This is a genomic window from Nostoc commune NIES-4072 (genome assembly GCF_003113895.1).
Taxonomy (GTDB): Bacteria; Cyanobacteriota; Cyanobacteriia; order Cyanobacteriales; family Nostocaceae; genus Nostoc; species Nostoc commune.
In genome coordinates, this window is record NZ_BDUD01000001.1 from 1,973,399 (window position 1) to 1,996,936 (window position 23,538).

The following is a 23,538-nucleotide window of genomic DNA, read 5'->3' on the forward strand; positions in this document are numbered from 1 at the left end:
AACTGTCAGACTTTTTTCAGATTGCGATGACCTCCAGTCGGTCGGAGACCATCGCCTCTGACGGACGGTTACGCCATCGTTCTTGATAAAGTCCTCAAAGGTTTAGAGGTTGCGCTGCTGTCAGAAAAAGGTATAGTCTAGAAAATAGAAACTCTTCCCGAATACTATGACAGAGGTTCTAAGCTCTTATTTAGCTTTTTTATAAAGAATTACAATGGAGAATTGTTTGCTAAATCCACTGATAAATAAAAATCCATGAGAGAAAAACCTAAACAACAAATGCGTATGTGGGCGACCTTTTGTCATTTATCGGCTTTATTAGGGTGGATATTATTGGTTTTTTTAGTATTTATTGGTATTCCCTTATATTTACCTTTAAATCTTTTAGCCCCATTGATAATTTGGAGATTAAAAAAAACACAATACCCCTGGATTGATTTCCAAGGTAAGGAATCTATAAATTTTCAAATTTCTTTAACATTATATACTTTATTTGTTATCGCTATATCCTTAGTTATATTATTCACTAGGTTTAGTATTGCAGTAACTACAAATGTTTCAATTGATGAAATAAAAGACACTTTAGATAGCTTATTACTTATACTTATATCATTGATTTCATTTAAACTTGTACTACAATCATTTTTAGTGAGTTTTGCCTCTATCAAAGCTTACAATGGTGAGCATTATCGTTATCCTTTTACAATTAGAGTTTTACGATAAAACAATGATTAAACCTCTGTTATTTAATATCTACAATTCTCAAATAAAGATTAAATATTTTAGATATGATAGATGAAATGATTTTATTAATTAAATTGGATAATTAGAGGAGTATATAATGATATGATTGGGATTGCGATCGCAGGTACTGGATTTGGTCAAAAAGTCCACATCCCAGGATTCCAAGCACATCCTCAAACTGAGGTAGTTGCTGTTTATCACCGAGATATAAATAAAGCTAGAGCTATAGCAGAATCCCATAAGATTCCCCACGCCTCCGATTCACTTACAGATATTGTGGCATTGCCAGAAGTACAAGCAGTTAGCATCTCTACGCCGCCTTTTTTGCACTATGAAATGGCAAAAACTGTATTGCAAGCTGGCAAACATTTATTATTAGAAAAACCGATAACTTTAAATGTAGTTGAGGCTAAAGAACTTTATCAATTAGCTAAAGAAAAAAGCGTTATTGTAGCTGTAGACTTTGAATTTCGCTTTGTACCAGGATGGCAGTTGTTTGCTGAATTATTGTCAGAAGATTATGTGGGTAAGTTACGCCTAATTAAAATTGATTGGTTGGGTTCTTCTCGTGCTGATACTTCACGCCCTTGGAATTGGTATTCTGATAAGGAGAAAGGAGGCGGTGCATTGGGATCTTTGGGTTCCCACGCCTTCGATTATATTCACTGGTTATTCGGGTCAGTGCGTAGATTAAACGCTCATTTAACTACTGCTATTCCTACACGAGTTGACCCTGTTAGTGGAGAATCGAAGCCAGTGGATACAGATGACAACTGTATATTAACGCTGGAATTAGCGAATGGTACACCTTGCCAACTTTCTATCAGTGCGGTTGTTCATGCACCAAGAACTCATTGGGTAGAAGTATATGGCGATCGCGGTACATTAATTGTGGGTAGTGAAAATCAAAAAGATTATATACATGGTTTTCGCGTTTGGGGTTCCCGCCCTGGTAAACCCCTAACGGAAATAGAAATACCGAATCGGTTAATTTTTCCGAAAAATTATGCTGATGGACGCATTTCGGCATTTATCCGCGTAGTAGACCAATGGGTGCAAGGAATTGAGCGCAATCAGGAAATTATACCATCACTGCGAGAAGGAATTTATTCTCAGTTGTTGATGGATTTATCCCATGAATCGCATCAAAAAGCAAGTTGGGTAAATGTTCCAAGCTTGGGAGAATTTCTTAGCAACTAGAAATAAAATGAGCAAAACTCTCCGTATTCGTATCCCGCCGGAAGTAAAGAAATACGTTTTTCAACGTGACAAATACCAGTGTCAAAGCTGCGGTAAAACTACTATAGAAACTAACCTCAGTATCGACCATATCATTCCCCTTGCCCGTGGAGGTCAACATGATATCAGCAATTTACAAACCCTCTGTTTAACCTGCAATCAACAGAAAAAAGATAACATTAATCCCCACTTCCGGCGATATTTTCAGCTTTAGGTTAGGATTGGATGAGCTATTAGTTTATGATTATCTATGCCTCAAAATCACAATAGCAATTCCCTAAGATTCCTCAACATTAGAACTACGATTCTCTACCTTTTCGCTGTCATAGCTGTTTTAGTAGTAGCCTTTCCCTGGTTATATGAGATTAAAACGAAAGCTGGGATCGATATATCACCTGGACGCCATGCAGGAACCTTTTTTGAGAAACATACCCACGGACTCTTTAGGTGTGAGTGGCTTTATCCCTACCATTGCGATCGCTCTCAGATGAAGTAAAGGAAATCAAAATAAAAGGGGAAATTTTCCCCTTATCTCTGTGTGATATTTTTTAATAAACATGCTTTTACTTACTCATTAAGTAAGGTTTGTTACTACTAATAGATAGTCAACTAATTTATATCAATTTAATTCATTTTTTAGAAAATAATTTATTTGTTTTGTTTATCTTTCAAGTAATTTCTCCAATTACATAATTCAATTAAAATATTAATCCAATGCAAGTCGGTTTTCATATTTCGGTTTAATGGCAATCTTTCATAAAGTTTGATAACTTGCTCTTGATAGACATTTAGTAAAATACTTAAAGAATTAAGAATAGATTGTTTTTCTAATAAGGGATAGGAGTATTTTAAAGCTGCAATCACTATTTGACTACCGCGTTGTTCAAAGTGAGCCGATACAGATGAAGAAGGTTTTTTTTGAAAATAATTTATTTTATTGATCATTTTTGAAGTTATCTATGTCATTTGAAAATCCTTTTTAATTTTTATTAAGAAATAAGATGCGTTTACCGTGGTAGCACAGATGTGCTACCATACTACATCTATCGCAGTTGACTTGAGATCATGCTGACATCAACGGCTAACTTTTTGCCCAACTTGAGCAACTGAAGACACTGATTATCTGCTTCATTATCAACGCTAGTGATACATACCGGCCCTATCTGGCTGTGCAGACAACTAAAATATAGTTCCTGCGATCGCTGTAGGGAAACATCAATATTTAGTTGATCCCCGACATCAATCAATCGTTCCAACAGTTGGATATCTGCATTAAAACTACCATTGGCATCGTGTAACAATTGCCAAAGCCATCGCGCAATTAACTGTTCTAACATCCGTTTACCGTCGGGAATATTCAGCCGACAACGCAGATGTTTTGCTTCAGTAGCGATCGCCTCCAATTCTAAGATGTGACTCCAACTCTTTTGGGGATCAGCAATATCTTGCTCTAGCGATCGTAATGTCATCAAACAGCGATGCCCTAAAGCAATATCTGCTGCAACCTGCAATTCTTGTGGTACTGCTATTTCATCTCGATGAAAGGCCATCAGCACACCATAATTATCACGGTACGCTTGGGTATACAACTGACCTAAACGTGCCAGTGTTTCCTCAGTAAGCAGCCCCATAATCCGGTGGCGTTCTTCAGCAAATAGATTCTGTAAGTTGAAAGCCTCTTCGCCAAATAGCTGTGTCATTGCCAAGATAGTATGAGCCGCGCTAGCTTGTTTTAGCGCCCCAAACAGCTTTTCTTTTAATTGGCTGTAGTTACGTCGCCCAGTAAATTGTTGAATGCCGCAGTGGAAATCCCAGCCTCCCAAATGCAGAACCGCAAATACCAAATGCTCGCTTTCCCAAGTAATTTCTGATACCAGCTTTAAATTTCCCACAGCCAGAGTTAGCGATCCCATGCGTTGCAGTTGGTAATCTAGCTCATTGGCAGCGTAGCAATAAACCCGCTTATGGTAACGCTGAGACTGTTTATCAGCAGCATCTTTTCTCGGTAGAGAATTATGTGTCTCTGCGGGTTTCTGATTGGTAAATAGAGAAGTAATGGCGTAATGGGCTGCTACTTGCTTAAAGCCAAGTTGGGCAGTTAAGACGAGTTGCCGATAAATTTCCGCACCGTGTTTGAACTGATCCACATTACTGGGGGCTAAACCAAGACGTTTGACAAAGCCTTTTTCCAATTGCACACCTGCCACTTCCCCTGCCAATTCCAAAGCACGGGCGGCGTAGCGCAGAATTTGTGTCCCCTCCGGACGAGAAATTTCTTCAAAAAACCAACCGCAACTAGTAAACATCAACAAAGCGTGACGCTGCATTTCTAACAAGCGTAAAGCGTCTACTTGTTCGGCTGCGGTTAGTTTGTGGGTTTGATGACGGGCGAGGAAACGGTTGACATTGGTAGCAGAGCGATCGCGCATTACTTGGATATATTCATCTCGTGCTAGCCAGGGATCGCGAAATAACTGCTTACCATGTTCTGTATACACCTCAGTTAGCTGATCCCGCAGCCAATTTAGGGAATCCCGCAAGGGACGACGCCATTTCTGATGCCAAACTGAGCCTTCACCACCGCAACCACAGTCATCCTCCCATCTGCCGACACCGTGGGCGCAACTCCAGGCTGTGACTGACTTCAATTCCACTTCCCAACTGGGAGAATTTAAGCTGAGGTAATGGGCAAAGTTCGTCACCGTCCAACCCTGTTGAGGAAACTCTTTGGTAAAGGCGTAGGCTAAAGTTTTCTCAGTTCCCTTTTTGTGATGTCCAAAGGTTTCCCCATCTGTCGCCACAGAAATCAACTGTGCCAGACGATGATCCCCACGCACTGCCGAACCGATACGTCCGGCAAAGTGACTGGAATTATAAACCACATCACTAAAACCCATATCCCGCGATATCGGGCCATCGTAGAAGAAGATATCAATATAACGGGGGGAGTGGGGAGTGGGGAGTGGGGAGTGGTTACTGTCCCTATTCCCTTCTTTGATCGCACTCAGAGGTGAAGATGAAGTGTCTAATGTGGGCTTTAAATAACACCGATAGGGACGGGTAGAATCAATCTGACTACCGCCGACTTCGATCCATTCAGGATGGGGATGATCTGGAGTGGGGAGGGGACGACAACGCAGTGCTTGAGACGGTGCAAGGACAATGAAGCGAATACCCTCAGCAACTAGGGCTTCTAAAGTTGCGTAGTCTACAGCAGTTTCTGCTAGCCACATCCCTTCGGGATCACGTCCAAAGCGGGAGCGGAAGTCTTCTTTACCCCAGCGAATTTGGGTATATTTGTCGCGTTCATTCGCCAGAGGCATGATGATGTGATTGTATACTTGCGCGATCGCATTGCCGTGCCCATGTAAGCGATCGCTACTCTTGGCATCCGCCTCTAAAATGCGCTGATAAACCTCCACATCGTAGCGTTCTAGCCACGACATCAGCGTTGGCCCGATATTAAAACTGAAATACTCATAATTATTGACGATCCCCACTACTTCGCCTTGGTCATTTAAGACTCTGGCAAAGGCATTTGGACGATAGCATTCCCAATGAATCCGCTCATTCCAGTCATGGAAAGGTGCAGCGCTCGGTTGGCGTTCAATTGCGTCCAGATAAGGGTTTTCCCTTGGTGGCTGGTAAAAATGACCATGCACCGTCACATAAACACCATTAGCCTTTCTCAGGGGATCGGTTTCTTTGGTGTTATTGGGATCTGAATGTAATGTTAACGTTGAGCCAGAGCTAGCTGGCATTTCAGCAGCAGAAGTCATGTATATTTATCCAAAACAAAAAACTTGCAGTTGCACCGAAAACATTGTGCGTAAACCTTTCTACAATTGTTTTTACACAAAATCCGGTATAAACGACAACTATGGAATCCAACCAAACTTTTGACAAGGCGGTTTTATAGTAGTGGGAAATCTGCGTTATCGCACAGCCCTTTCCCTGAAGGCTTAAAGTAATTAACCATTGAACAAAGCCTTAGTTAGGGGTTTTCTCTTATTGGGGCCCAATCAAAATTTTAATTGTCTTTTAATAATTAAACCCCATTTTTGATGTAAAATTTTGGCTCAGACTCATACTTTTGCAACAAAAGATTACAAAAACTCATTATATCGCAATCTTATTTTACATACAGCGCAGTGAGCCGAAAACAGTACAATTCCTGAATTGCTCTACAGGTGGTTGCGAGTACCATATCGGAGTGATGAATGAAAGTAATTTTTAATTCAACACTCCAAATTTAAAATTTAGGATTGCTCGCTGTGAATGATACCCTCAACCTAAGACAACAAATGTCAACTAAAAACATTATTCTTCTAGTTTTATTACTGTTTATCCCAGTCTCCTTAGCAGCCCACTTTCTGGAGTGGGGAGAATTGATAGTTTTCATTACAGCTGGATTAGCAATTCTGCCCTTAGCAGCTTGGATGGGTACAGCTACAGAAGAAATTGCTGTTGTAGTGGGGCCATCATTGGGGGGCTTGTTAAACGCTACTTTTGGCAATGCTACAGAACTAATCATTGCCCTAGTGGCACTGAACGCTGGGTTAATAGATGTAGTCAAAGCCAGTATTACAGGATCGATTATTAGCAACTTACTACTGGTAATGGGTTTTTCCATGCTTTTGGGGGGACTGCGCTACAAAGAACAGACATTTCAGCCAATTGTGGCGCGGGTGAATGCTGCTTCGATGAATTTGGCAGTGATTGCCATTTTGATGCCAACGGCGATGAATTATACCTCTCAAGGAATTAACGAAGAAACACTGCAAAATCTTTCTATTGCTGTTGCTGTAGTATTAATTCTGGTTTATGCCCTAACCCTGCTATTTTCAATGAAAACCCACTCCTATCTTTATGATGTGGGTATAGCGGAGACAGAAGGCGAGGAAGCCCCTCACGCAAAACCAAATATGATGTTGTGGGTAGGTGTGTTGCTAGTATGTACTCTACTAGTGGCACTTGAGTCAGAAATGTTAGTAGATTCTCTGGAAGTGGCCACATCTCAGCTAGGTTTGACGGCGCTGTTTACAGGGGTGATATTGGTTCCCATCGTCGGTAACGCGGCTGAACACGCTACAGCAGTCACCGTGGCGATGAAAGATAAGATGGATCTTTCCCTTTCGGTAGCTGTGGGATCAAGTATGCAGATTGCCCTATTTGTCGCACCTGTGCTGGTAATTGCAGGGCGGGTATTAGGTAAACCAATGGATTTGGATTTCAAACCCTTTGAATTAGTAGCTGTGGTTGTGTCAGTGTTGATTGCGAACAGTATTAGTTCTGATGGTAAATCCAATTGGCTCGAAGGCACTTTATTATTAGCTGCTTATACAGTATTGGGGTTTGCCTTCTACTTCCATCCAGTTATGGAAGGTATCGGGTAGTTAGCAGTGTATAGGCGTACCCCGTCGTAGCCATTGCACTTGATTATTTTAGATTTTAGATTTTAGATTCTTTTGGTTCATACCAGACTAATGTTCCACTAAACATTTTTATCCCTTCTGCGTGACACAAATCCAAAATCCAAAATTTAAAATCCAAAATCTGTTAATTACCCCCTTTTGCCTGGGACAGGAGAAAATAAAAACATATAAGAGCGATCGCTATTATGAGCTACTGCCTTAATCCCCATTGTCCCAAGCCGGAAAATCCGAATGATGTCAAGTTTTGCCGGACTTGTGGTTCTAAGTTACTCCTCAAAGAACGTTACCGTGCTATCAAACCAATCGGACAAGGTGGTTTTGGCAAAACCTTCTTAGCTGTAGATGAAGATAAACCTTCAAAACCACGCTGCGTAATTAAGCAATTTTATCCCCAAGCCCAAGGCACTAATACTCTTGCCAAAGCCGTAGAGTTATTTAACCAAGAAGCGGTGCGGTTAGATGAATTGGGCAAACATCCTCAAATTCCCGAACTACTGGCATATTTTACCCAAGATGACCGGCAGTATCTTGTACAAGAATTTATCGACGGGCAGAACTTAGCCCAGGAATTGGCACATAGAGGTGCTTTCAATGAAATCCAAATCCGGCAACTATTAAATGATTTATTGTCAGTATTGCAATTTTGCCATGCTAGACACGTAATTCACCGCGATATTAAGCCAGAAAATATTATTTTACGCGAAAGCGATGCCTACGGCAAGGGCGAAGCCCAACGCAAACTAGTATTAGTAGATTTTGGTGCTGCTAAATCTGCCACTGGCGCCGCCTTAAATCAAACTGGTACAAGTATCGGTAGTCCAGAATATGTTGCACCTGAGCAAATGAGAGGTAGGGCTGTTTTTGCTAGCGATATTTACAGCTTGGGTGCTACTTGTATTAATTTATTAACCCAGCGATCGCCCTTCGATTCTTATGATACCAACAACGATACTTGGGTTTGGCAGCAATACTTGAAAACTCCTGTTAGTAATCAGTTGAGTCGCATTCTCAACAAGATGCTAGAAAGTATTCCAATTCGGCGTTATCAAACAGTAGATGAAGTTCTCAAAGATTTAAATCAACAGTCACAAGTAGCAGCCACACCAGCGTCACCAAAACCTATCCCTCAATCGCCACCCAATTCTCCACCTGCTTTTGTATCGCCATCTCCCAGTCAAATTGATCTAGAATTAGAACAAATTAAAACCCAGTTTTTGGGTAGTAAAAAACCTCAAACAAATAAAATACAACCACCAAACCCTACATCTGGGCCTTCTAGTAAAAATGAAATAGATCAAGAATTAGAAGAATTAAAAGCCAAATATCTTGGTAATAACAATCCCTAAAATCAATCAATAAGATATAAAGCAATACAGTTCAGATAAGACCAAAACACTTGTAGAGACGGCGATTTATCGCGTCTTCTTGTAGAGACGGCGATTTATCGCGTCTCCTTAACCCAAGCGTATTGAAATATAAAGGAATTTCAAATAAAAAAATATCCAATTATTTATTGTGGGGTAGGCGTCTTGATTTCCACCCCAAAAGATAAGTAATCAAGCGGATATAATATTACTTAACTTTTAACTCAGCATTAAAGAGAAAGTGACTCTGAAACTCAGAGCCACCCTTAAAACTGTATTCTGAAACTTTTTAACTTTTCACAATAACCTGGTGTAGATGTGTGAAAAATTACTTCTTAGCTTCAGCAATCGGTACCCATTCAGTGTGGAAACTTCCGGGCTTATCAAGACGCAGATAAGTATGTGCGCCAAAGTAGTCACGTTGTGCTTGAGTTAGATTTTGAGGCAAGCGATCGCGGCGATAGCTGTCAAAATAATCCAAGGATGCGCTAAACGCGGGTACTGGAATTCCCAGTGTTGCAGCTGTCGCAATTACTTCCCGCCAAGCAGTTTGTCTATCGAGAATTGTCTGCTTAAATTCGGGAGCTAACAGCAAGTTAGGCAAAGCTGGATTTTCGCTAAAAGCCTTCTTAATCTTATTCAAAAAGCGAGCGCGAATAATACAACCACCTTTCCAAATCCGCGCCATTTCGCCCAGATCCAAATTCCAGTTATATGTTTTTGAAGCTGTGGATAGCAACGCCATCCCTTGAGCATAAGAACAGATTTTTGAGCAATAGAGAGCATCGCGTACTTTATTGATAAAGTCCTTGGTTTGCCCGTCATACTTGCCACTGGGGCCTGTGAGGACTTTAGATGCTGCAACCCGCTCCTCTTTAATCGAAGATATAATCCGGGCATTAACTGCTGCTGTAATTGTAGGAATAGCAACTCCCAATTCCAACGCAGTTTGCACAGTCCAGCGTCCAGTTCCCTTTTGACCGGCTGCATCAACAATCAAATCCACCAGGGGTTTTTTTGTTTCTGGGTCAATATATGGGAAGATATTCTTCGTAATCTCAATCAAAAATGAATCGAGTTCATCGGTGGTGTTCCATTCAGCAAACACCTCATGTAACTGATTATGGTCTAATCCAGCAACATTTTTCAGCAAGTCGTAGGCTTCAGCAATTAGCTGCATATCGCCATACTCAATGCCGTTGTGTACCATTTTGACATAGTGGCCAGAACCACCAGGGCCAATGTAGGTTACACAAGGGCCATCATCGACTTGGGCAGCAATTTTGTTGAAAATTGGTGATAGAAACTCGTAAGAGCTTGTTGTACCTCCAGGCATCAGTGAAGGCCCATTTAGCGCTCCTTCTTCACCGCCACTGACACCCATACCAAGATACCGAAGCCCTGCGGGTTCTAATTCCTGAGTGCGTCGTTCCGTATCTTCAAACCAAGAGTTGCCACCGTCAATAATGATATCGCCTTCCTCTAACAAGGGTTTGAGTTGAGCAATCACCGCATCCACTGGTTTACCAGCTTGCACCATTACTAGGATTTTGCGGGGACGTTCCAATAAGGCAACGAATTCTTCCAAGGTAAAGGCGGCTTTGACGTTCCGTCCTGTAGCACGCTGCGCCATAAACGCATCCGTTTTTTCTCGGGAGCGGTTGTAAACTGCAATTGGGAAGCCATTGCGCTCCACGTTTAGAGCGATGTTCTCACCCATAACGGCTAATCCAATCACACCAAAGCTTTGTAGTGTCATAAAAAATTTCTGGCTAACTCTTGCAGATCCTTTTACTTTAAGGGTAGTCCGATATTTTCCCTTCTCTCCTAAAGAAGACCTTAAGACTTGAATAAATGACAAAAATCCACAACTAACACGGATAATTAATTTTAATTTGTATCTAAATCAACAATTGACTGGCAAAATTTGCAAAATTTAAATAGTTAAAGGACGCAGTAAGGAGTAACCAAATAATGCTGGCATTTGTCCTAGCTTTGGTGGTCGGTTTTGGTAGTTTAGCCATTTATGTAGCAGCTTTCTTTTTTCCCGAAATCCACCGCAAGAATGACTTTATCTGGAGTGGTGTAGGACTTTTTTATGCTTTAGTCTTATGGGTGTTTGCACCACGCATTACTGGAGGTTTATTGCTGGGTCATGTAGCTAGTGTGGCTCTTTTAGTCTGGTTTGGCTGGCAAACTTTATCATTACGTCGCCAACTGACCCCGCAGCCACAACAAACCCAAGTACCCAGTCCTGAGACGGTGAAAACTGGCATTCAGGAACAGGTAAATAAGTTCTCCCTTCAGGAACGGCTGGGCCAGTTGCAAAAAAGTCTTGGTAGTACCTTCAGTGGTGTAAAAGACAAGGTACAACAAACTGGGAGTAAAAAAATACCCACAACTCCTAAACCTGAAGACATTACCTCTGTAATAGCAGAGAAACCTACTGTTGAGATTATCGACAAAACTACTCCCATACCAGAAAAACCAGCAGAGGAGATAGTTACTACTGACACCGAAGCCAAAACCGAGAGTGTACCGGAAGCGATTCCACCACATCCCCCATCTCCTGAATTGGTGGAAGCAGCGCAACCAGATTTTGAAATTGAGGAGAAGCAACCGATTCCCGTAGAAGAAATTGCGCCAAATGCGGTACTCGCTCCCCCGGCGGAAGCACCACCTGAAGAAATACCGCCTAATCAAGCTAGTTGAATGCAGTGAAACCCAGCTTTAACCTAATATAATATAATGTTGGGTTTCACTATTTCCATCAGGCTATTTTAGGGCTAATCTCAAACACTAATTCAGAACGATAGAAGCACACATTAAACGCTAAAAAGAAATTCATGTGTCCTAAAATCAATGGGGCGTTTCTATCTATTGTCCAAGCAAAAGCTAGTTCTACTGACGGAAATTGTTCAACATTCGCCATCAACACCAATGCCCTCGCCTCAAACCTAGCCAGATTACCACCCAATGGAACCGAGAGTCTTTGACGTTCCCAAACTGCTCGCAGCCTTAACCCGATTTCGTAGGGCAATACGTTCACAGTAGAACCAGTATCTAGCAAGCCTTATACACTTACCGAACGATTTTCATAAGTGAGAATTAGCGGTAGATAAGGCAGCGTACTTAATGCACCGAGTTCTGGATTTACCTCAGTAATAGGACTTACGCAAAAATTGCTAAAAAGCTTAATTTCTCGAACCGCCAAGACGCCAAGAGCGCCGAGAATTCGTAGAGTGTGCGTAAGTCCTAAGTAAATGCAAATCTAACTTTATCAACCATCAGTAGATCGAAAACTTTTGAAAGTTGAGGAAATCATAAGGGTTTCAGGCGACGTTTCTGGGGCTGGCAATCACAATTACTTGCGATCGCTCTTAAGTCCATCCAGAACAGAGGTACTTGAAAGGCAGATCAGAAGTTTAACTGATTGACAAAATGCGCTTTATCTTAACCTCTCACCGATGGGGCTACTTGGTTATTTTATGCTGTTTTAGTTGACTTGGGAGATGCGGTTGCAGACGAATTATCTCTGCCATTTGACCGCATTTCTTTGGAGATGATATTTCGCGGTTTGTACCATTTTAGTGTCGCATTTGACTTAGGCAAAGCGGATGACCCGATTAAGTACTTCGCAGAAAGAGAGAATCAAGACTTAGGCGTGGTTAAATATCTGCGAAAGCCAGTCTCCAGGCTGGATTTATCCCCTTTTCCCGCACCCTCTTGACAAAAGTGCAATCACTCTAACCTCTCACGAGTGTCAAGGGTTTGATGCGTTACGCTGTCGCTAACACATCCTACAGATATTTTCAGAAATCAAACCGGATTCCTATATTCGTTATGTAGACGATTTTGCCTGATTCACCTAATTTTAGGGCTAATTCCAAAAGCCAATTCAGAATGGATAAAAGCACACATCTAAAGTGATTATAACAAGATTCCCGACTTTTAAAATAGTCGGGAATCTGAGCCTTTGCAACAGGCAAGGCACTACCAATTAGATGTCAAAACCTTAATTGATAGTACAAAAATATAATCTTCAACAGAAAAGTTATTCAACTTTGGCGCGGAGTGCGGGAGAGCGGAAGAGAGTTGCAAATCCAGCTTGGCGCTCATTTAAAGGTTCTAGAGCATTGTTCCAAAGACTTTCATAATAAAAGAAAGTTACGCCTAAACCGCGTTCTTGAGCAGCTCGCACCTGAGACTTAATTTGCTGCATCGGAACTGGATTATTTCGTAACCCTGTCATAACACCAATTCCAGTTGGAATTATTTTTTGCGCTTCTTGAATTTCTTGGCGAGAAATATTAGCTACAAAACTTTGCAGATCCGGACGATAAATTTGCACGATTAACTCATCCACAATATTTTGCCGTATCCAACTCAGCCAATCTTGCAGGTGAAACTTGTAAGCAAAATCATAATAATTAGGAGAAACAGAGAAAATCGCCTGCGGTTTTCTCTGCTTCACAGCTTGGTTAATTTGTACCATAAACGCCGTAATTTTATCTGCCCGCCACTTTACCCATGCCGCATCTTGGGAATTAGTTGGGGGAGGATTCTTAGTTTCTTTGGTGTACAAAGCAACTGTATATTGATCGTAGCCAAATTCGTGAGGCAAACTCATGTGATCGTCAAACTGAATGCCATCGGCATCATATTGGGTAACAGTTTCTAGCACTAAATTAGTGATAAACTGTTGCACTTTTGGATGGAACGGATTGAGCCACATAACTTCACCCGCCGCACTGATTGAAGTTTGGCTACCATCCCGCTTTTGTGTGAACCAATGAGGATAATTTATTGCCAATTCTGAGGTTGGGGGAGCCATGAAACCAAACTCGAACCAGGGAATTACCAGCAATCCTTTGCGATGAGCTTGGTTAATCAAGTCTGCAAGAATATCATGTCCATCTGAACCTTTGTAGACAAAAGGTTGAATACCTGCACCTTGTGCGATCGCACTAGGATACATCACATAGCCAGAATTCCACACCACAGGATAAATTGTGTTGAAGTTCAGCCGTCGTAATTGACTTACAGCATCCTGTACTTTATCACGACTCTTGAGGGTGTCAAAATCATTATTGGTCATCCAAACCCCGCGAATTTCCTGACGGGGTATCTGTGCGATGGTAGGAGTGAAACTGTCCACCAACAATACAGTAAAAAAGGATATTAAAATGAGAATTGGAAAAAGAGACTTGAGTAGTCGTTGCCAACTTTGAACAATAAAAGATGATTTCATAAATTTGAATGATGCATTAACTACCCACACATGCCATTGCTCGTTTTGATGATTGAATTTACTAACCATTAGTCTACAAGTATTTATGCTTAGTACAGGATTGATGAGTTGGTAGTTGTTCGTTCCCTGCTTCTGGAACTTTTGCACCAGAAAAACTAAAGCAGACAAATTAAGATAGTTGACGCAGCTAGTAGGCATTTGTGCCCAATAGATATTGGAATGGGGAATGGGGCATTGGGCATTGGGCATTGGGCATTGGGAAGAGACAATGGGACAACAAGGTAAAATTTCTCCTTTATCTCCTACTGCCTCCCCTGCTGCCCCTGCTCCCTCTGCTCCCTGCTCCCTGCTCCCTGCTCCCTGCTCCCTGCCCCCGATCTTCTCACTCCGCCACACCCCACCTGTGTCACAATAGAGAACTGTAATAAGAAAAATATTGTTAAGGTAATTTAGTGAGTCCAACTGCTCAATCCACGGCAAGTGCGCGTCGCGTGGTATTTCCTTTTACGGCAATTGTGGGCCAGGAAGAAATGAAACTGGCGCTCCTATTGAACGTGATTGACCCCAAAATTGGTGGTGTAATGATCATGGGTGATCGCGGCACCGGGAAATCCACAACTATCCGGGCGCTGGCCGATCTGCTGCCAGAAATTTCTGTGGTTGCCAATGACCCCTTCAGTAGCGATCCTAGCGACCCCGACTTGATGAGCGATGAAGTCCGCCAACTGTTAGAACAAGGGGCGGAAATTCCTGTAGCTCACAAAAAAGTCCAAATGGTAGACCTGCCGCTAGGAGCTACAGAAGACCGAGTTTGTGGCACAATCGACATCGAGAAAGCTTTATCTGAAGGTGTCAAAGCCTTTGAACCGGGACTGCTGGCAAAGGCTAACCGAGGCATTCTTTATGTGGATGAAGTCAACTTGCTAGATGACCACCTCGTAGACGTGCTACTAGATTCCGCCGCGAGTGGATGGAACACTGTAGAACGAGAAGGTATTTCTATCCGTCACCCTGCGCGTTTTGTTCTTGTGGGTTCTGGAAACCCGGAAGAAGGCGAACTACGCCCGCAATTGCTCGATCGCTTTGGGATGCACGCAGAAATTCACACCGTAAAGGAACCAGCCTTGCGGGTGCAAATCGTGGAACAACGGGCGGATTTTGACCAAAATCCTCTAGTATTTCTCGAAAAGTACAAACCCCAGCAAGAAGCACTACAACAGCAAATTGTCAATGCTCAAAAGCTTTTGCCAGAAGTGAAAATTGACTATGAACTGCGGGTGAAAATTTCTGAAGTCTGCTCAGAACTGGATGTAGATGGTTTGCGTGGTGACATTGTTAGTAACCGCGCCGCCAAAGCTTTAACAGCTTATGAAGGACGTACTGAAGTTACAGTTGATGATATCCACCGCGTAATTACGCTATGCTTGCGTCACAGGCTGCGGAAAGACCCCTTAGAATCGATTGATTCTGGCTACAAAGTCGCCAAAGTTTTTAGCCGCGTCTTTGGTGTCGAACTACCAGAAAGTGATGTTGCACAAAAAAACGGCACAGGTCAAAAGTTAGGGGCTAGGAGCTAATTAATTTTGGATTTTAGATTTTGGATTTTGGATTTTTCCTTCAATTCAAAATCTAAAATTGGCAGAGTCTAACTCAACATTTAGCACTCAAAACTGATTATGAGATTTTGGTCTTTTTGGTTTCATAGCTTTGTTCTATCTAGCCAATACAACCCGCCCAGGTTTGTAGAATTATTGATGCTCTTATTAGCGATAGCTATGCTTGCAATAGCCAGTATTTTACCGGATAGACGTATCGGCTCAATAATTAGGGGTAGGCAGTTATTCCGTCTGCCAGGACCGAATGGCACGCTTGAAAAGCGCAAATGTATTATTTACAAGGGTTTCATCACTTTGGCAAAACTTAGGCTAATGGATCTGCGATGGCGCAAGCGCCCGCCTTCGGCATCGCAAACTGAGAGTTGCAGATTATTCTGATTCCCGACCTTAAAACTATTAGTTTTCTAAACCCCTTACCAGGCAAGTATTTCAGCTTTTCAAGCGTGCCATTCTTGCCAGGACCAACCAAACAGATTAGAAGCAGTCTTGTTCCGAATTATTTGAGCTAGCGACTCTATATTTTCAGTTCGAGTGATGCGGTCGCGCACGTATTCAAAAAAACTAATTCCCAACTTGCGGGTCGTAGCCACAAGGGACATAAAAGTATCCCAAGCTTGAGTACCATCCTGAGTTTGAGTACCATAGCTAATATTACGTCGCAGAACCATTGTTCTGGCACCTAGTTCGGCAGGATTATTGTGCAACGGAAGTTCAGGATGCTCCAAGACTAACAACAACTCCTCGATTTTTGCTGCTGTTAATTGTTTTCGTTGATCTAACTCCTCATAACCACTTTTGGTAGCGAAAATGTCCCAAAACTCAGACCGCAGTTTCTGTGCGGCTTCATCGCTTGGGGCATTCTGGTACGCCAGTAATTTGCGGTAGTAATCCCAGAAAGACGTGAGAAACTGATCTAAAAGCTTTTGATGATAAGCCACCACCGGACTCAACTTTTTGTAGTGTCGCCCTTCATGTACCCAACACAAAGCCAATTCAGTTGTCAGTAATTTGAATTGAGGAGCATCATCACATACCAGGGCTTGCACCACTGGCCAATCGGTTTGATGATGGTAAAAAGCGATCGCTGCTGCATCCATTACACGGGTACATTGTTGAGAGCCGAGTTTGGGTAGATGGTGTTCGAGTAGGGCATTAAACTCTAAATCGCTGAACTTAGTTTCTTGGGGCAACAACTTTAAAGACTTCTGGATTTTTTGGGAAATTTGGAACGTCTCCAGTAGGTCATAAGTGAATGGATTGAGCAGAAACTGGAGTTCTTGCTGGTTTTGTAATCCCTTCAGGACTGTCAACCTATCTTTCTTCTCGCTCGTGAAGTATACCGTATAAATCGGGTTGCATACTATATTAGTTGTGTAGTTAACCCCGGCAACACGAGCAGTTGTTTGGTCAAAGTGCTGCCAAGGGCTACTAGTAAGTCCTGCTTCATAGACTTCACTTTTCTCAGTATGAAAGTCCAAGTGGTTTTTAATCAACAAGTTAGATAAATAACCTGCTGACATGGAAATACCAATATCACCCAAAAATTCTAGTAATTTGCTTTGGGTCATGTTGCTGCCATAGTATAGGCTAATCACCAAAGCTTTGATTCCCGGTCCAAATTCTCCCTCGTAACCATCTGGTAGTTCCGCTAAGTAAGTTTTTCCCTCTCTTGGAGAGTAGTATTTCTCTTTGCGGAATAAAACGTTGTCGGTTGTCAGTTTAATGTCTTGAACTACAACTTCTTCATAGCCTTTAAACTGTGCATCAACTGGGAGTTTCTCTTGGGGATATTTGATAATTTCCTGACGGTCTATTTTAACAGTGAACAGTGAACAGTAAACAGTTATCAGTGATCTATTTATCCCTGGGTTTAAGTCCCCCACAAAGAAGGTGGAATGCGTTGGTGGCGGGTCTAAATCCCCCACCATACGCCTGATAACTGATAACTGATAACTGATAACTGATTTAATGCTTTCGTTTTTCTGACCTTTCTCATGATTTTTTGGGGTTTTTCGTTCTTTCTCAGAAGAGTGATTCCTGGCCTCAACCCTTGGCTGCTTGCGTTTTATTTCTGGTTGACCCTGTTCCCCTTTGAGACGGTTGTTTTCGTCCCTTAATCGTTGGTTTTCTGAACGCAAGTCCTTAACTTCTGATTTTAATTCTTCTATCAGGTTCAGCAATATCTCTACAGTCTGACGCAAAGATTCGTCTGCAATCTTGTTTGGGTCGATGGTTTGCAGGAGCTTATCTACTGGTGTCTGTGTCAACTGCTTTTGCGTCATGTGTCACATTCTATAATGCCGCGACCTCTAAGATCATAATTTTCTTGCCCTACCCCTACTTATTGAGCCGATACTAAAGAATTAACTAGTGGTATTACTTGTGTAGATAATTATCGAGGTCGAGGACGTTATAAAGCCGAATCACATCTACCAAATCTTTTATCAGATATCAAAAACTTGGTAGATGGTCAAAGTCAAATAGATCCAAGTTTTAAAAGTCAAAGGCTTTACACGCGCCTGAGTGCTGCGGAAGTCAGACATCAATTAATTGAGAAATTTGGTTATGCAGATGAAGACTTACCAACTTCAGAAACAATTCGTGTTAAGTTAAATGGTTTAGGATATCGCCTCAAACGGGTTGCCAAAATTCAACCTCAAAAAAAATTCCTGAAACTGACGCAATCTTTGAGCAATTAGCTATAGTTCATCAAGAAGCAATAGAAGATCCAAGTATTTTACGTTTAAGCTTGGATGCAAAAGCTCGTGTCAATATCGGGTCATTTGACCGTGGTGGTAGAAATCGAGCGCCGACAAAAACTGATGACCATGACTTCCACCCTAAAACAAGCGTGACTCCTTATGGCATATTTCTTCCAGGTCTTGACGAGTTATTTTTATATTTTACAGAATCAAAAGTAACGAGTGATTTTATCGTTGATATTTTAGCAGATTTTTGGTCATCAGAAAGTTGGCGATTTCCCGAAATAAAAACTCTGCTTATTAATCAAGATAATGGAGGAGAAAATAGTTTTCGGCGTACACAATTCATGAAACGAATAGTTGAATTTTCTCAGAAATATCAACTGAATTTACGTTTAGCTTACTACCCTCCCTATCATAGTAAATATAATCCTATCGAACGGACTTGGGCTGTACTAGAAAATTATTGGAATGGGAGCATTTTAGATGAAGTAGAAGCTGCTTTAAATTTTGCTAAGAATATGACTTGGAATGGCAAACATCCTGTTGTTAAACTAGTCACTGAAACTTATGAGCTAGGCGTTAAGCTGAACATTTGAAGCTATGTCAAAAGTTGAGGAGCAAATTAAGCGTTTGACTGATTCAACCCATGAAACTTTCCCGGATTTAGGGAAATGGTTTATTGATATTCACTATGGAGCAACATAGGTTAAAAAAATAGTTATTAAAGTTTTCTTTAGCTATAATTAATAATCAAATAGCACTTTTCAGTCAAGCCAGGAAAGTGCAGATTTTCCATGTGTATAAGGTGAGGTCTTGGGTTGCCAACGGCAACCCAAGACCTCACCTCATTATAATGATTATCATTCTTACTAGTTGTATATTTTATTTCTTGGAAGTCCCATAGTCAATATCTCCTCAGTGGCTGGGCGGACAGCGCGGGCGGGCGTTGGTGTTTATAATGCTACCAAATGGGGTGTCAATGCCGTCTCAGAAGCATTGCGCCAAGAAGTCCACAAAGACAACATCCGCGTCACCATCATCGAACCAGGTTTAGTGGATACGGAAATTGACAGCCAAATAACTGATCCTGTTGCCAAAGAAGGGATCGAAAAACGACGTAAGGCAATTACACCTCTGCAAAGCGAAGACGTTGCGGCTGCGATCGTTTACGCCGTTACCCAACCACCACGCGTTAATGTCAACGAAATCCTCATTCGACCAACGGGACAAGAACACTAAACAAGCATAATTCTTGCTACCGCATCTGGAAAATTGGGGTCTTGCGCTGATTATTTCATGAGAACTGTTGAGGGGTTGATGGCTGAAGGCATTAAAGATAGACAATTACTCTTGTTACGCAAACAAGTATTAGCAAAACGACAAGCGCTCTAGTTAATGGCGATCGCTTTACTTTATCGCCTATTTACGGGCAATAGCCATGATGTGAGCGCTCATCCCCAATATAGAGGGTTCGGTTTCTAACCAACGAATCGCTTCTAAAAGGCGATCGCGCCGACCAAGCTCATTCTAGTGTTCTTGAAAGTTTTGTAATAACCAGCCTGGCCCTTCAATCGCTAAAATCTTTTCAGAATGTAAACCCGCTTCTTCAACCTCTGCTCTGAGTTCTTCTGGATGATGAAAGAAAGTTTTGGTAAAGTAGCGAGGATGGTTGTTTGGGTTGCGGTGTTGACCATCAATCAAATCCTGTTTAACAATCTCTACAAACTCTGGATCATCTAAATGTCCCCGAAATAATCCATCTAAGGTTGAAGCAAAGCGAGAAACTCCCGCAGCAAAAGCAAAACCCCCAGTTTTTAAGATGCGATGAGCTTCATGCAAAGCAATAATCCGATCTGTGCGCTCAGTCAGATGATACAAAGGCCCAAGTAAGAGAATAGCATCAACAGTATTATCCGCCCGATTCAGTTGCCGAGCATCTCCAACTGCCAAACTAGCTAGAGGATATTCTGGTTGAGCTTGTGACAAATGTCGGGCTTGCTCTATGTGCAAAGGAACCGCATCAATGAGATGGACTTCATAGCCCTGTTGAGCAAGCCAAAAAGAATAGACGCCAGCGCCACCGCCAACATCGAAAATCACTGCGGGTGGAGGTGGTAAATAGCGGCTTATAAGTTCTTGGCTTCTGACTAATTCCAGCAAACCTGCACCTTTTGATAATCGGTTTTGCTCCTGACCACTGGCGTAATGGATTAATGCTTCATCTGCAAGCAGATTGTTTAATTCAGATAAATCTGACATCGTGAATCTCAACTTCAATTAAATCATTATCTTTCAGGTTATATAGCTCCCGAAGTTTAACGTCGCAAGCTATCTCAATAATTGTTTTTGGATGATCTCCACTCTCTGTGTTATTTTTGTCTGTTCTTAGGATAAAAGCATCTCTGCTAAATATCTGACAGGGAACAATGCTAACAGAAACAGTCCCTCCATATTCTTCCTTTTCCAGACGAATTACATTTTTCGGGAGGTGGTAAGGTTGTTCTAGCTGAATATTTAAAGTTCCAGGAAAAATTTCATTCCTGTTTTTCTCAAGTAATATTTTTGGAGTTTCTCAATCCAGTAAGAAAAGTTTCCTAAACCACTGACAAATTTACCTTTTAAGATTTTCATATAATATATATTTTTATCTTTTTTGTAAATAGGTTGGTGAATTTTAATTACTATTAATATCGATTAAACATAAATTGTATTCAGTAGCTAGCGATCGCTAAAGTCGTTGCCTCTTGAATAGTTTTCGTAAGGAGTCACGCAGAAATAACTTACCTTCAAAAATCATGGTTTACAGCCGTATTGACAACCGAAAACGGAGTGGCAATTATACCGTCCACAAAAATATCTACGCAGGTTTCGATATAATCCTCACAGCTATAGCTGCCTTGATTGAAATTTGCACTACGGCATAGCATTCCGGCTAATAGCATTCCTTTAAACATATCAACTGCTGGGAATAGATCAAGGTCTGCTCTGACAGTGCCTAATCTCTGACTCGATTGCAGGTAAGCTACCAATTTTTCCCCTAAAGGCTTGGCAGCTTCTTGAATCACTTGTTTTGCTTCCTCTGGATGACGTTTGGCTTCTCCAATGAAGGTACGAATTAAGTCTTCCTGTGCCTCCAGCATAGTATTGTAAAGATGGGCATACTGTCTTAAATCAATTTTTAAATCCTGCGTCCACACTTGGGGGTGTGCAAGGGCTTCTGTCTGGAGTGCCAAGGCGTTTTTGATGACTGCTCCCAAAAGTTGTTCTTTGTTAGCAAAGTGGCGAAATAAAGTCACCTCATTCACACCAGCAACACGAGCTATTTCACGGGTAGTTGCTCCTTGAACACCTAAACTAGCAAATACCTGCGAGGCGGCTTCTATCAAACGTGTACGGGTAAGAGCTGATGACCGGATGGTTTTATTCATTTATGCTAGCAAGTACTTACTTCCATAATATGTTATGTGGAAAAAGCTGCCGCAATTTGAAGAAAAATAATCTTGATACGAGCATTTTTAAAGTTATTGAAAATCTTCTAATATCAGATTAAATTTATTTTGGTGCAATAGTTAATACTTTACTCATTTTAGTAACTGGGACAACTATTCCACTTCTTAAATAATGAGGTGCTCTTTGGATGGCAGTAAATCCTAGCCGTAAATAAAAGCCTTCGGCATAGAGGCTAGCAGTTGTAATTACCTTATTTATACCTTGATTAGTTGCTTCATTGCAAAAATGTTGGACTAAAGCACGCCCGATCCCTTTACCCTGATATTTAGGATGGACATACAGTCCGATAAGTTCATCAACAATAAAACTAGCAAAACCTATTACAACATCTCCCTGGATCGCAACCCAGAAAGTTTCGGTTTTCATACTCTTCAAGATATTTGAACCATCAGGTTTGTCACGGTGATTGCGCCAAGCTAAAAGTTCTTTTCGGGTGTAGAAAGTTGCAGGTAGAGCTTTGATGGCAGCAATATGAATTGCACTCAGCACCCACGCATCTGTTTCTTGGGCAGGCCGAAGAGATATTTCGTTAGCGCTCATAGGTTCAGGGCTGGTATTCAGATTACGTGCCTATTTTACTTTTTAGTATATTATGAGAAATTTTAGTTGCGTAGGTGTAGCCCAATACGGTTTAGTTAAGCAAATTTATCTGTTAAGGCAGGCAGGGGGAGAGAAAAAAGCTTAACTGAACTAGACCTCTTGCAAAAAGCACTTTTGCAAGAGGGGGGAAGGGGACAATACAGAACTTTTCCCCTTCCCCCTTTCCCGACTTATGCAAGAAGTCTATTCAGGTATAGCCCGCACTTCTGCTGCACGTAGCTTGCTTCTCCAAGGAGTACGACAAAGCTGAGTGACCGTCGTAGACATAGCAAGCCATCAACTAAGCAATTCTTAGCTGCTTTACTGACACCCTGTAATTCAATCGATGACAACTTCTAAACTATAAGCTACGGTAATTTGATACGCAAAACCTATAATAAGTTTTAAATACCATTAAGCCTATCGGTAAACCGTATATTATGGATAAAGCAATAAAATAACCAGCTTCAAAATCTGTATTTTGAAGTAATCAAGCAATATCTTTTGATATGTGGCTAATTTTGCGGTGCTTATTTGAATATCTTCTTAAAGCTTGCTGATTAGACTATTTACCAAGCTAGAAGCCATTAGAAATTGAAAAGGAGTGAATGTGATCAACGCCATACAGATTAACGAGAACTTGACAACAACAGGACAAGTTATACCAAAACAGCTTGAGCAAGCTATCCAAGAAGGTTTTAAGTCCGTTCTAAATCTGCGATCGCCAGATGAGCTAGGATTTTCTAAGGATGAGCAAAAAGTAGCGGAAGCATTGGGACTGCATTATACAAATGTTCCACTCAAGGTGGATTTAAAAAATTTAAATGAAGAGGCTATTACCAAAATCCTCACGACACTCGAAGAAATTCCTAAACCAGCAGTGGTACATTGTGCAGCCGGGATGCGATCGACTGGAATTGCGCTGTTAAGTATCGCTATCCAGGAAGGATTAACGCCAGAAGAAACTTTGGAAAAAGCTAAGAATTTGGGTTTTGGATTCTTTGAACACGCTGGTGTTAGTCCCCGGCTGAAGCAATTATTTGTGGACTACGTTAACAAACATGCAAAAGTAGCTGTGTCTACTTGCTGAAACAA

Annotated in this window: 20 protein-coding genes and 2 pseudogenes; 12 read left to right on the forward strand and 10 right to left on the reverse strand. The window is 41.5% G+C overall.

All coding sequences use genetic code 11. From position 1 onward, the window contains the following. The first annotated feature begins 255 nt into the window (after positions 1-255). The 4 genes from CDC33_RS08870 to CDC33_RS40260 all read left to right on the forward strand — a co-directional run bounded on the left by CDC33_RS08870 (position 256) and on the right by CDC33_RS40260 (position 2,479). Complete coding sequence (locus CDC33_RS08870) at positions 256-723, forward strand: DUF4870 domain-containing protein (protein WP_109008181.1); 468 nt, start codon at positions 256-258, stop codon at positions 721-723. 123 nt (positions 724-846) lie between these two features. Beyond that, on the forward strand, positions 847-1,944 hold the full coding sequence (locus CDC33_RS08875; RefSeq protein ID WP_109008182.1) for a Gfo/Idh/MocA family protein: 1,098 nt from the start codon (positions 847-849) through the stop codon (positions 1,942-1,944). Positions 1,945-1,951: 7 nt separating this feature from the next. Beyond that, positions 1,952-2,197 (forward strand): HNH endonuclease, encoded by a 246-nt coding sequence (locus CDC33_RS08880; protein ID WP_109008183.1) that lies wholly within the window; start codon positions 1,952-1,954, stop codon positions 2,195-2,197. A 36-nt stretch (positions 2,198-2,233) separates the two neighbouring features. Continuing rightward, complete coding sequence (locus CDC33_RS40260) at positions 2,234-2,479, forward strand: hypothetical protein (RefSeq protein ID WP_109008184.1); 246 nt, start codon at positions 2,234-2,236, stop codon at positions 2,477-2,479. Between the two features lie 152 nt (positions 2,480-2,631). On the opposite strand, the gene CDC33_RS08890 is transcribed toward CDC33_RS40260, so the two are convergent. Continuing rightward, positions 2,632-2,928: a hypothetical protein gene (locus tag CDC33_RS08890; RefSeq protein ID WP_109008185.1), complete on the reverse strand. Its 297-nt coding sequence runs from the start codon at positions 2,926-2,928 to the stop codon at positions 2,632-2,634. A 98-nt stretch (positions 2,929-3,026) separates the two neighbouring features. After that, positions 3,027-5,762, reverse strand: a complete 2,736-nt coding sequence (locus CDC33_RS08895; RefSeq protein WP_109008186.1) for a DUF3536 domain-containing protein — start codon at positions 5,760-5,762, stop codon at positions 3,027-3,029. Between the two features lie 525 nt (positions 5,763-6,287). Here CDC33_RS08895 and cax point away from each other — a divergent pair. Next, positions 6,288-7,379: a calcium/proton exchanger gene (cax, locus tag CDC33_RS08900; protein WP_109008187.1), complete on the forward strand. Its 1,092-nt coding sequence runs from the start codon at positions 6,288-6,290 to the stop codon at positions 7,377-7,379. Between the two features lie 224 nt (positions 7,380-7,603). Next, positions 7,604-8,764: a serine/threonine-protein kinase gene (locus CDC33_RS08905; RefSeq protein ID WP_109008188.1), complete on the forward strand. Its 1,161-nt coding sequence runs from the start codon at positions 7,604-7,606 to the stop codon at positions 8,762-8,764. A 346-nt stretch (positions 8,765-9,110) separates the two neighbouring features. On the opposite strand, the gene gnd is transcribed toward CDC33_RS08905, so the two are convergent. Next, entirely contained in the window at positions 9,111-10,541 is a 1,431-nt protein-coding gene (gnd, locus tag CDC33_RS08910) for an NADP-dependent phosphogluconate dehydrogenase (protein WP_109008189.1), read from the reverse strand. A gap of 215 nt (positions 10,542-10,756) precedes the next feature. On the opposite strand from gnd, the gene CDC33_RS08915 reads away from it, so the two are divergent. After that, positions 10,757-11,494: a Ycf66 family protein gene (locus tag CDC33_RS08915; protein WP_109008190.1), complete on the forward strand. Its 738-nt coding sequence runs from the start codon at positions 10,757-10,759 to the stop codon at positions 11,492-11,494. A 58-nt stretch (positions 11,495-11,552) separates the two neighbouring features. Here CDC33_RS08915 and CDC33_RS08920 read toward each other — a convergent pair whose 3' ends face one another. Then, complete coding sequence (locus tag CDC33_RS08920) at positions 11,553-11,852, reverse strand: hypothetical protein (protein WP_244919177.1); 300 nt, start codon at positions 11,850-11,852, stop codon at positions 11,553-11,555. Positions 11,853-12,257: 405 nt separating this feature from the next. On the opposite strand from CDC33_RS08920, the pseudogene CDC33_RS40265 reads away from it, so the two are divergent. Next, a pseudogene (locus tag CDC33_RS40265) lies at positions 12,258-12,500 on the forward strand (IS4 family transposase); the annotation flags it as partial. Positions 12,501-12,836: 336 nt separating this feature from the next. Here CDC33_RS40265 and CDC33_RS08930 read toward each other — a convergent pair. Next, positions 12,837-14,102, reverse strand: a complete 1,266-nt coding sequence (locus CDC33_RS08930; protein WP_181374210.1) for a glycoside hydrolase family 10-like protein — start codon at positions 14,100-14,102, stop codon at positions 12,837-12,839. Positions 14,103-14,485: 383 nt separating this feature from the next. Here CDC33_RS08930 and bchI point away from each other — a divergent pair, with 383 nt between their 5' ends. Continuing rightward, positions 14,486-15,610: a magnesium chelatase ATPase subunit I gene (gene bchI / locus CDC33_RS08935; protein WP_109008191.1), complete on the forward strand. Its 1,125-nt coding sequence runs from the start codon at positions 14,486-14,488 to the stop codon at positions 15,608-15,610. A gap of 476 nt (positions 15,611-16,086) precedes the next feature. Here bchI and CDC33_RS40270 read toward each other — a convergent pair whose 3' ends face one another. After that, positions 16,087-17,931 carry an IS66 family transposase gene (locus tag CDC33_RS40270; protein ID WP_244919137.1) on the reverse strand — a complete coding sequence of 615 codons (1,845 nt, stop codon included), beginning with the start codon at positions 17,929-17,931 and terminating at the stop codon, positions 16,087-16,089. Between the two features lie 177 nt (positions 17,932-18,108). Here CDC33_RS40270 and CDC33_RS08955 point away from each other — a divergent pair. Together CDC33_RS08955 and CDC33_RS08960 are read left to right on the forward strand one after the other, a co-directional pair. Beyond that, positions 18,109-18,950 (forward strand): annotated as a pseudogene (locus CDC33_RS08955) (ISAzo13 family transposase). A 277-nt stretch (positions 18,951-19,227) separates the two neighbouring features. Then, on the forward strand, positions 19,228-19,593 hold the full coding sequence (locus CDC33_RS08960) for an SDR family NAD(P)-dependent oxidoreductase (RefSeq protein ID WP_280524402.1): 366 nt from the start codon (positions 19,228-19,230) through the stop codon (positions 19,591-19,593). A gap of 288 nt (positions 19,594-19,881) precedes the next feature. Here CDC33_RS08960 and CDC33_RS08970 read toward each other — a convergent pair whose 3' ends face one another. From CDC33_RS08970 to CDC33_RS08985, 4 genes are all read right to left on the reverse strand, one after another. Then, the gene (locus tag CDC33_RS08970; protein ID WP_109008193.1) at positions 19,882-20,613 is read right to left on the reverse strand and encodes a class I SAM-dependent methyltransferase; all 732 of its coding nucleotides are present in this window, start codon (positions 20,611-20,613) and stop codon (positions 19,882-19,884) included. Further along, positions 20,597-20,914, reverse strand: coding sequence for a DUF120 domain-containing protein (locus CDC33_RS41610; RefSeq protein ID WP_219930087.1), 318 nt, complete (start codon positions 20,912-20,914; stop codon positions 20,597-20,599). The genes CDC33_RS08970 and CDC33_RS41610 overlap by 17 nt, the downstream gene beginning before the upstream one ends. Before the next feature lie 226 nt (positions 20,915-21,140). After that, a complete protein-coding gene (locus tag CDC33_RS08980; protein ID WP_109008194.1) occupies positions 21,141-21,782 on the reverse strand; it encodes a TetR/AcrR family transcriptional regulator in 642 nt (213 codons plus the stop codon). Between the two features lie 124 nt (positions 21,783-21,906). Continuing rightward, a complete protein-coding gene (locus CDC33_RS08985) occupies positions 21,907-22,404 on the reverse strand; it encodes a GNAT family N-acetyltransferase (RefSeq protein ID WP_109008195.1) in 498 nt (165 codons plus the stop codon). 649 nt (positions 22,405-23,053) lie between these two features. On the opposite strand from CDC33_RS08985, the gene CDC33_RS08990 reads away from it, so the two are divergent. Beyond that, positions 23,054-23,533 (forward strand): protein tyrosine phosphatase family protein, encoded by a 480-nt coding sequence (locus CDC33_RS08990; protein ID WP_109012502.1) that lies wholly within the window; start codon positions 23,054-23,056, stop codon positions 23,531-23,533. Positions 23,534-23,538 lie beyond the last annotated feature (5 nt).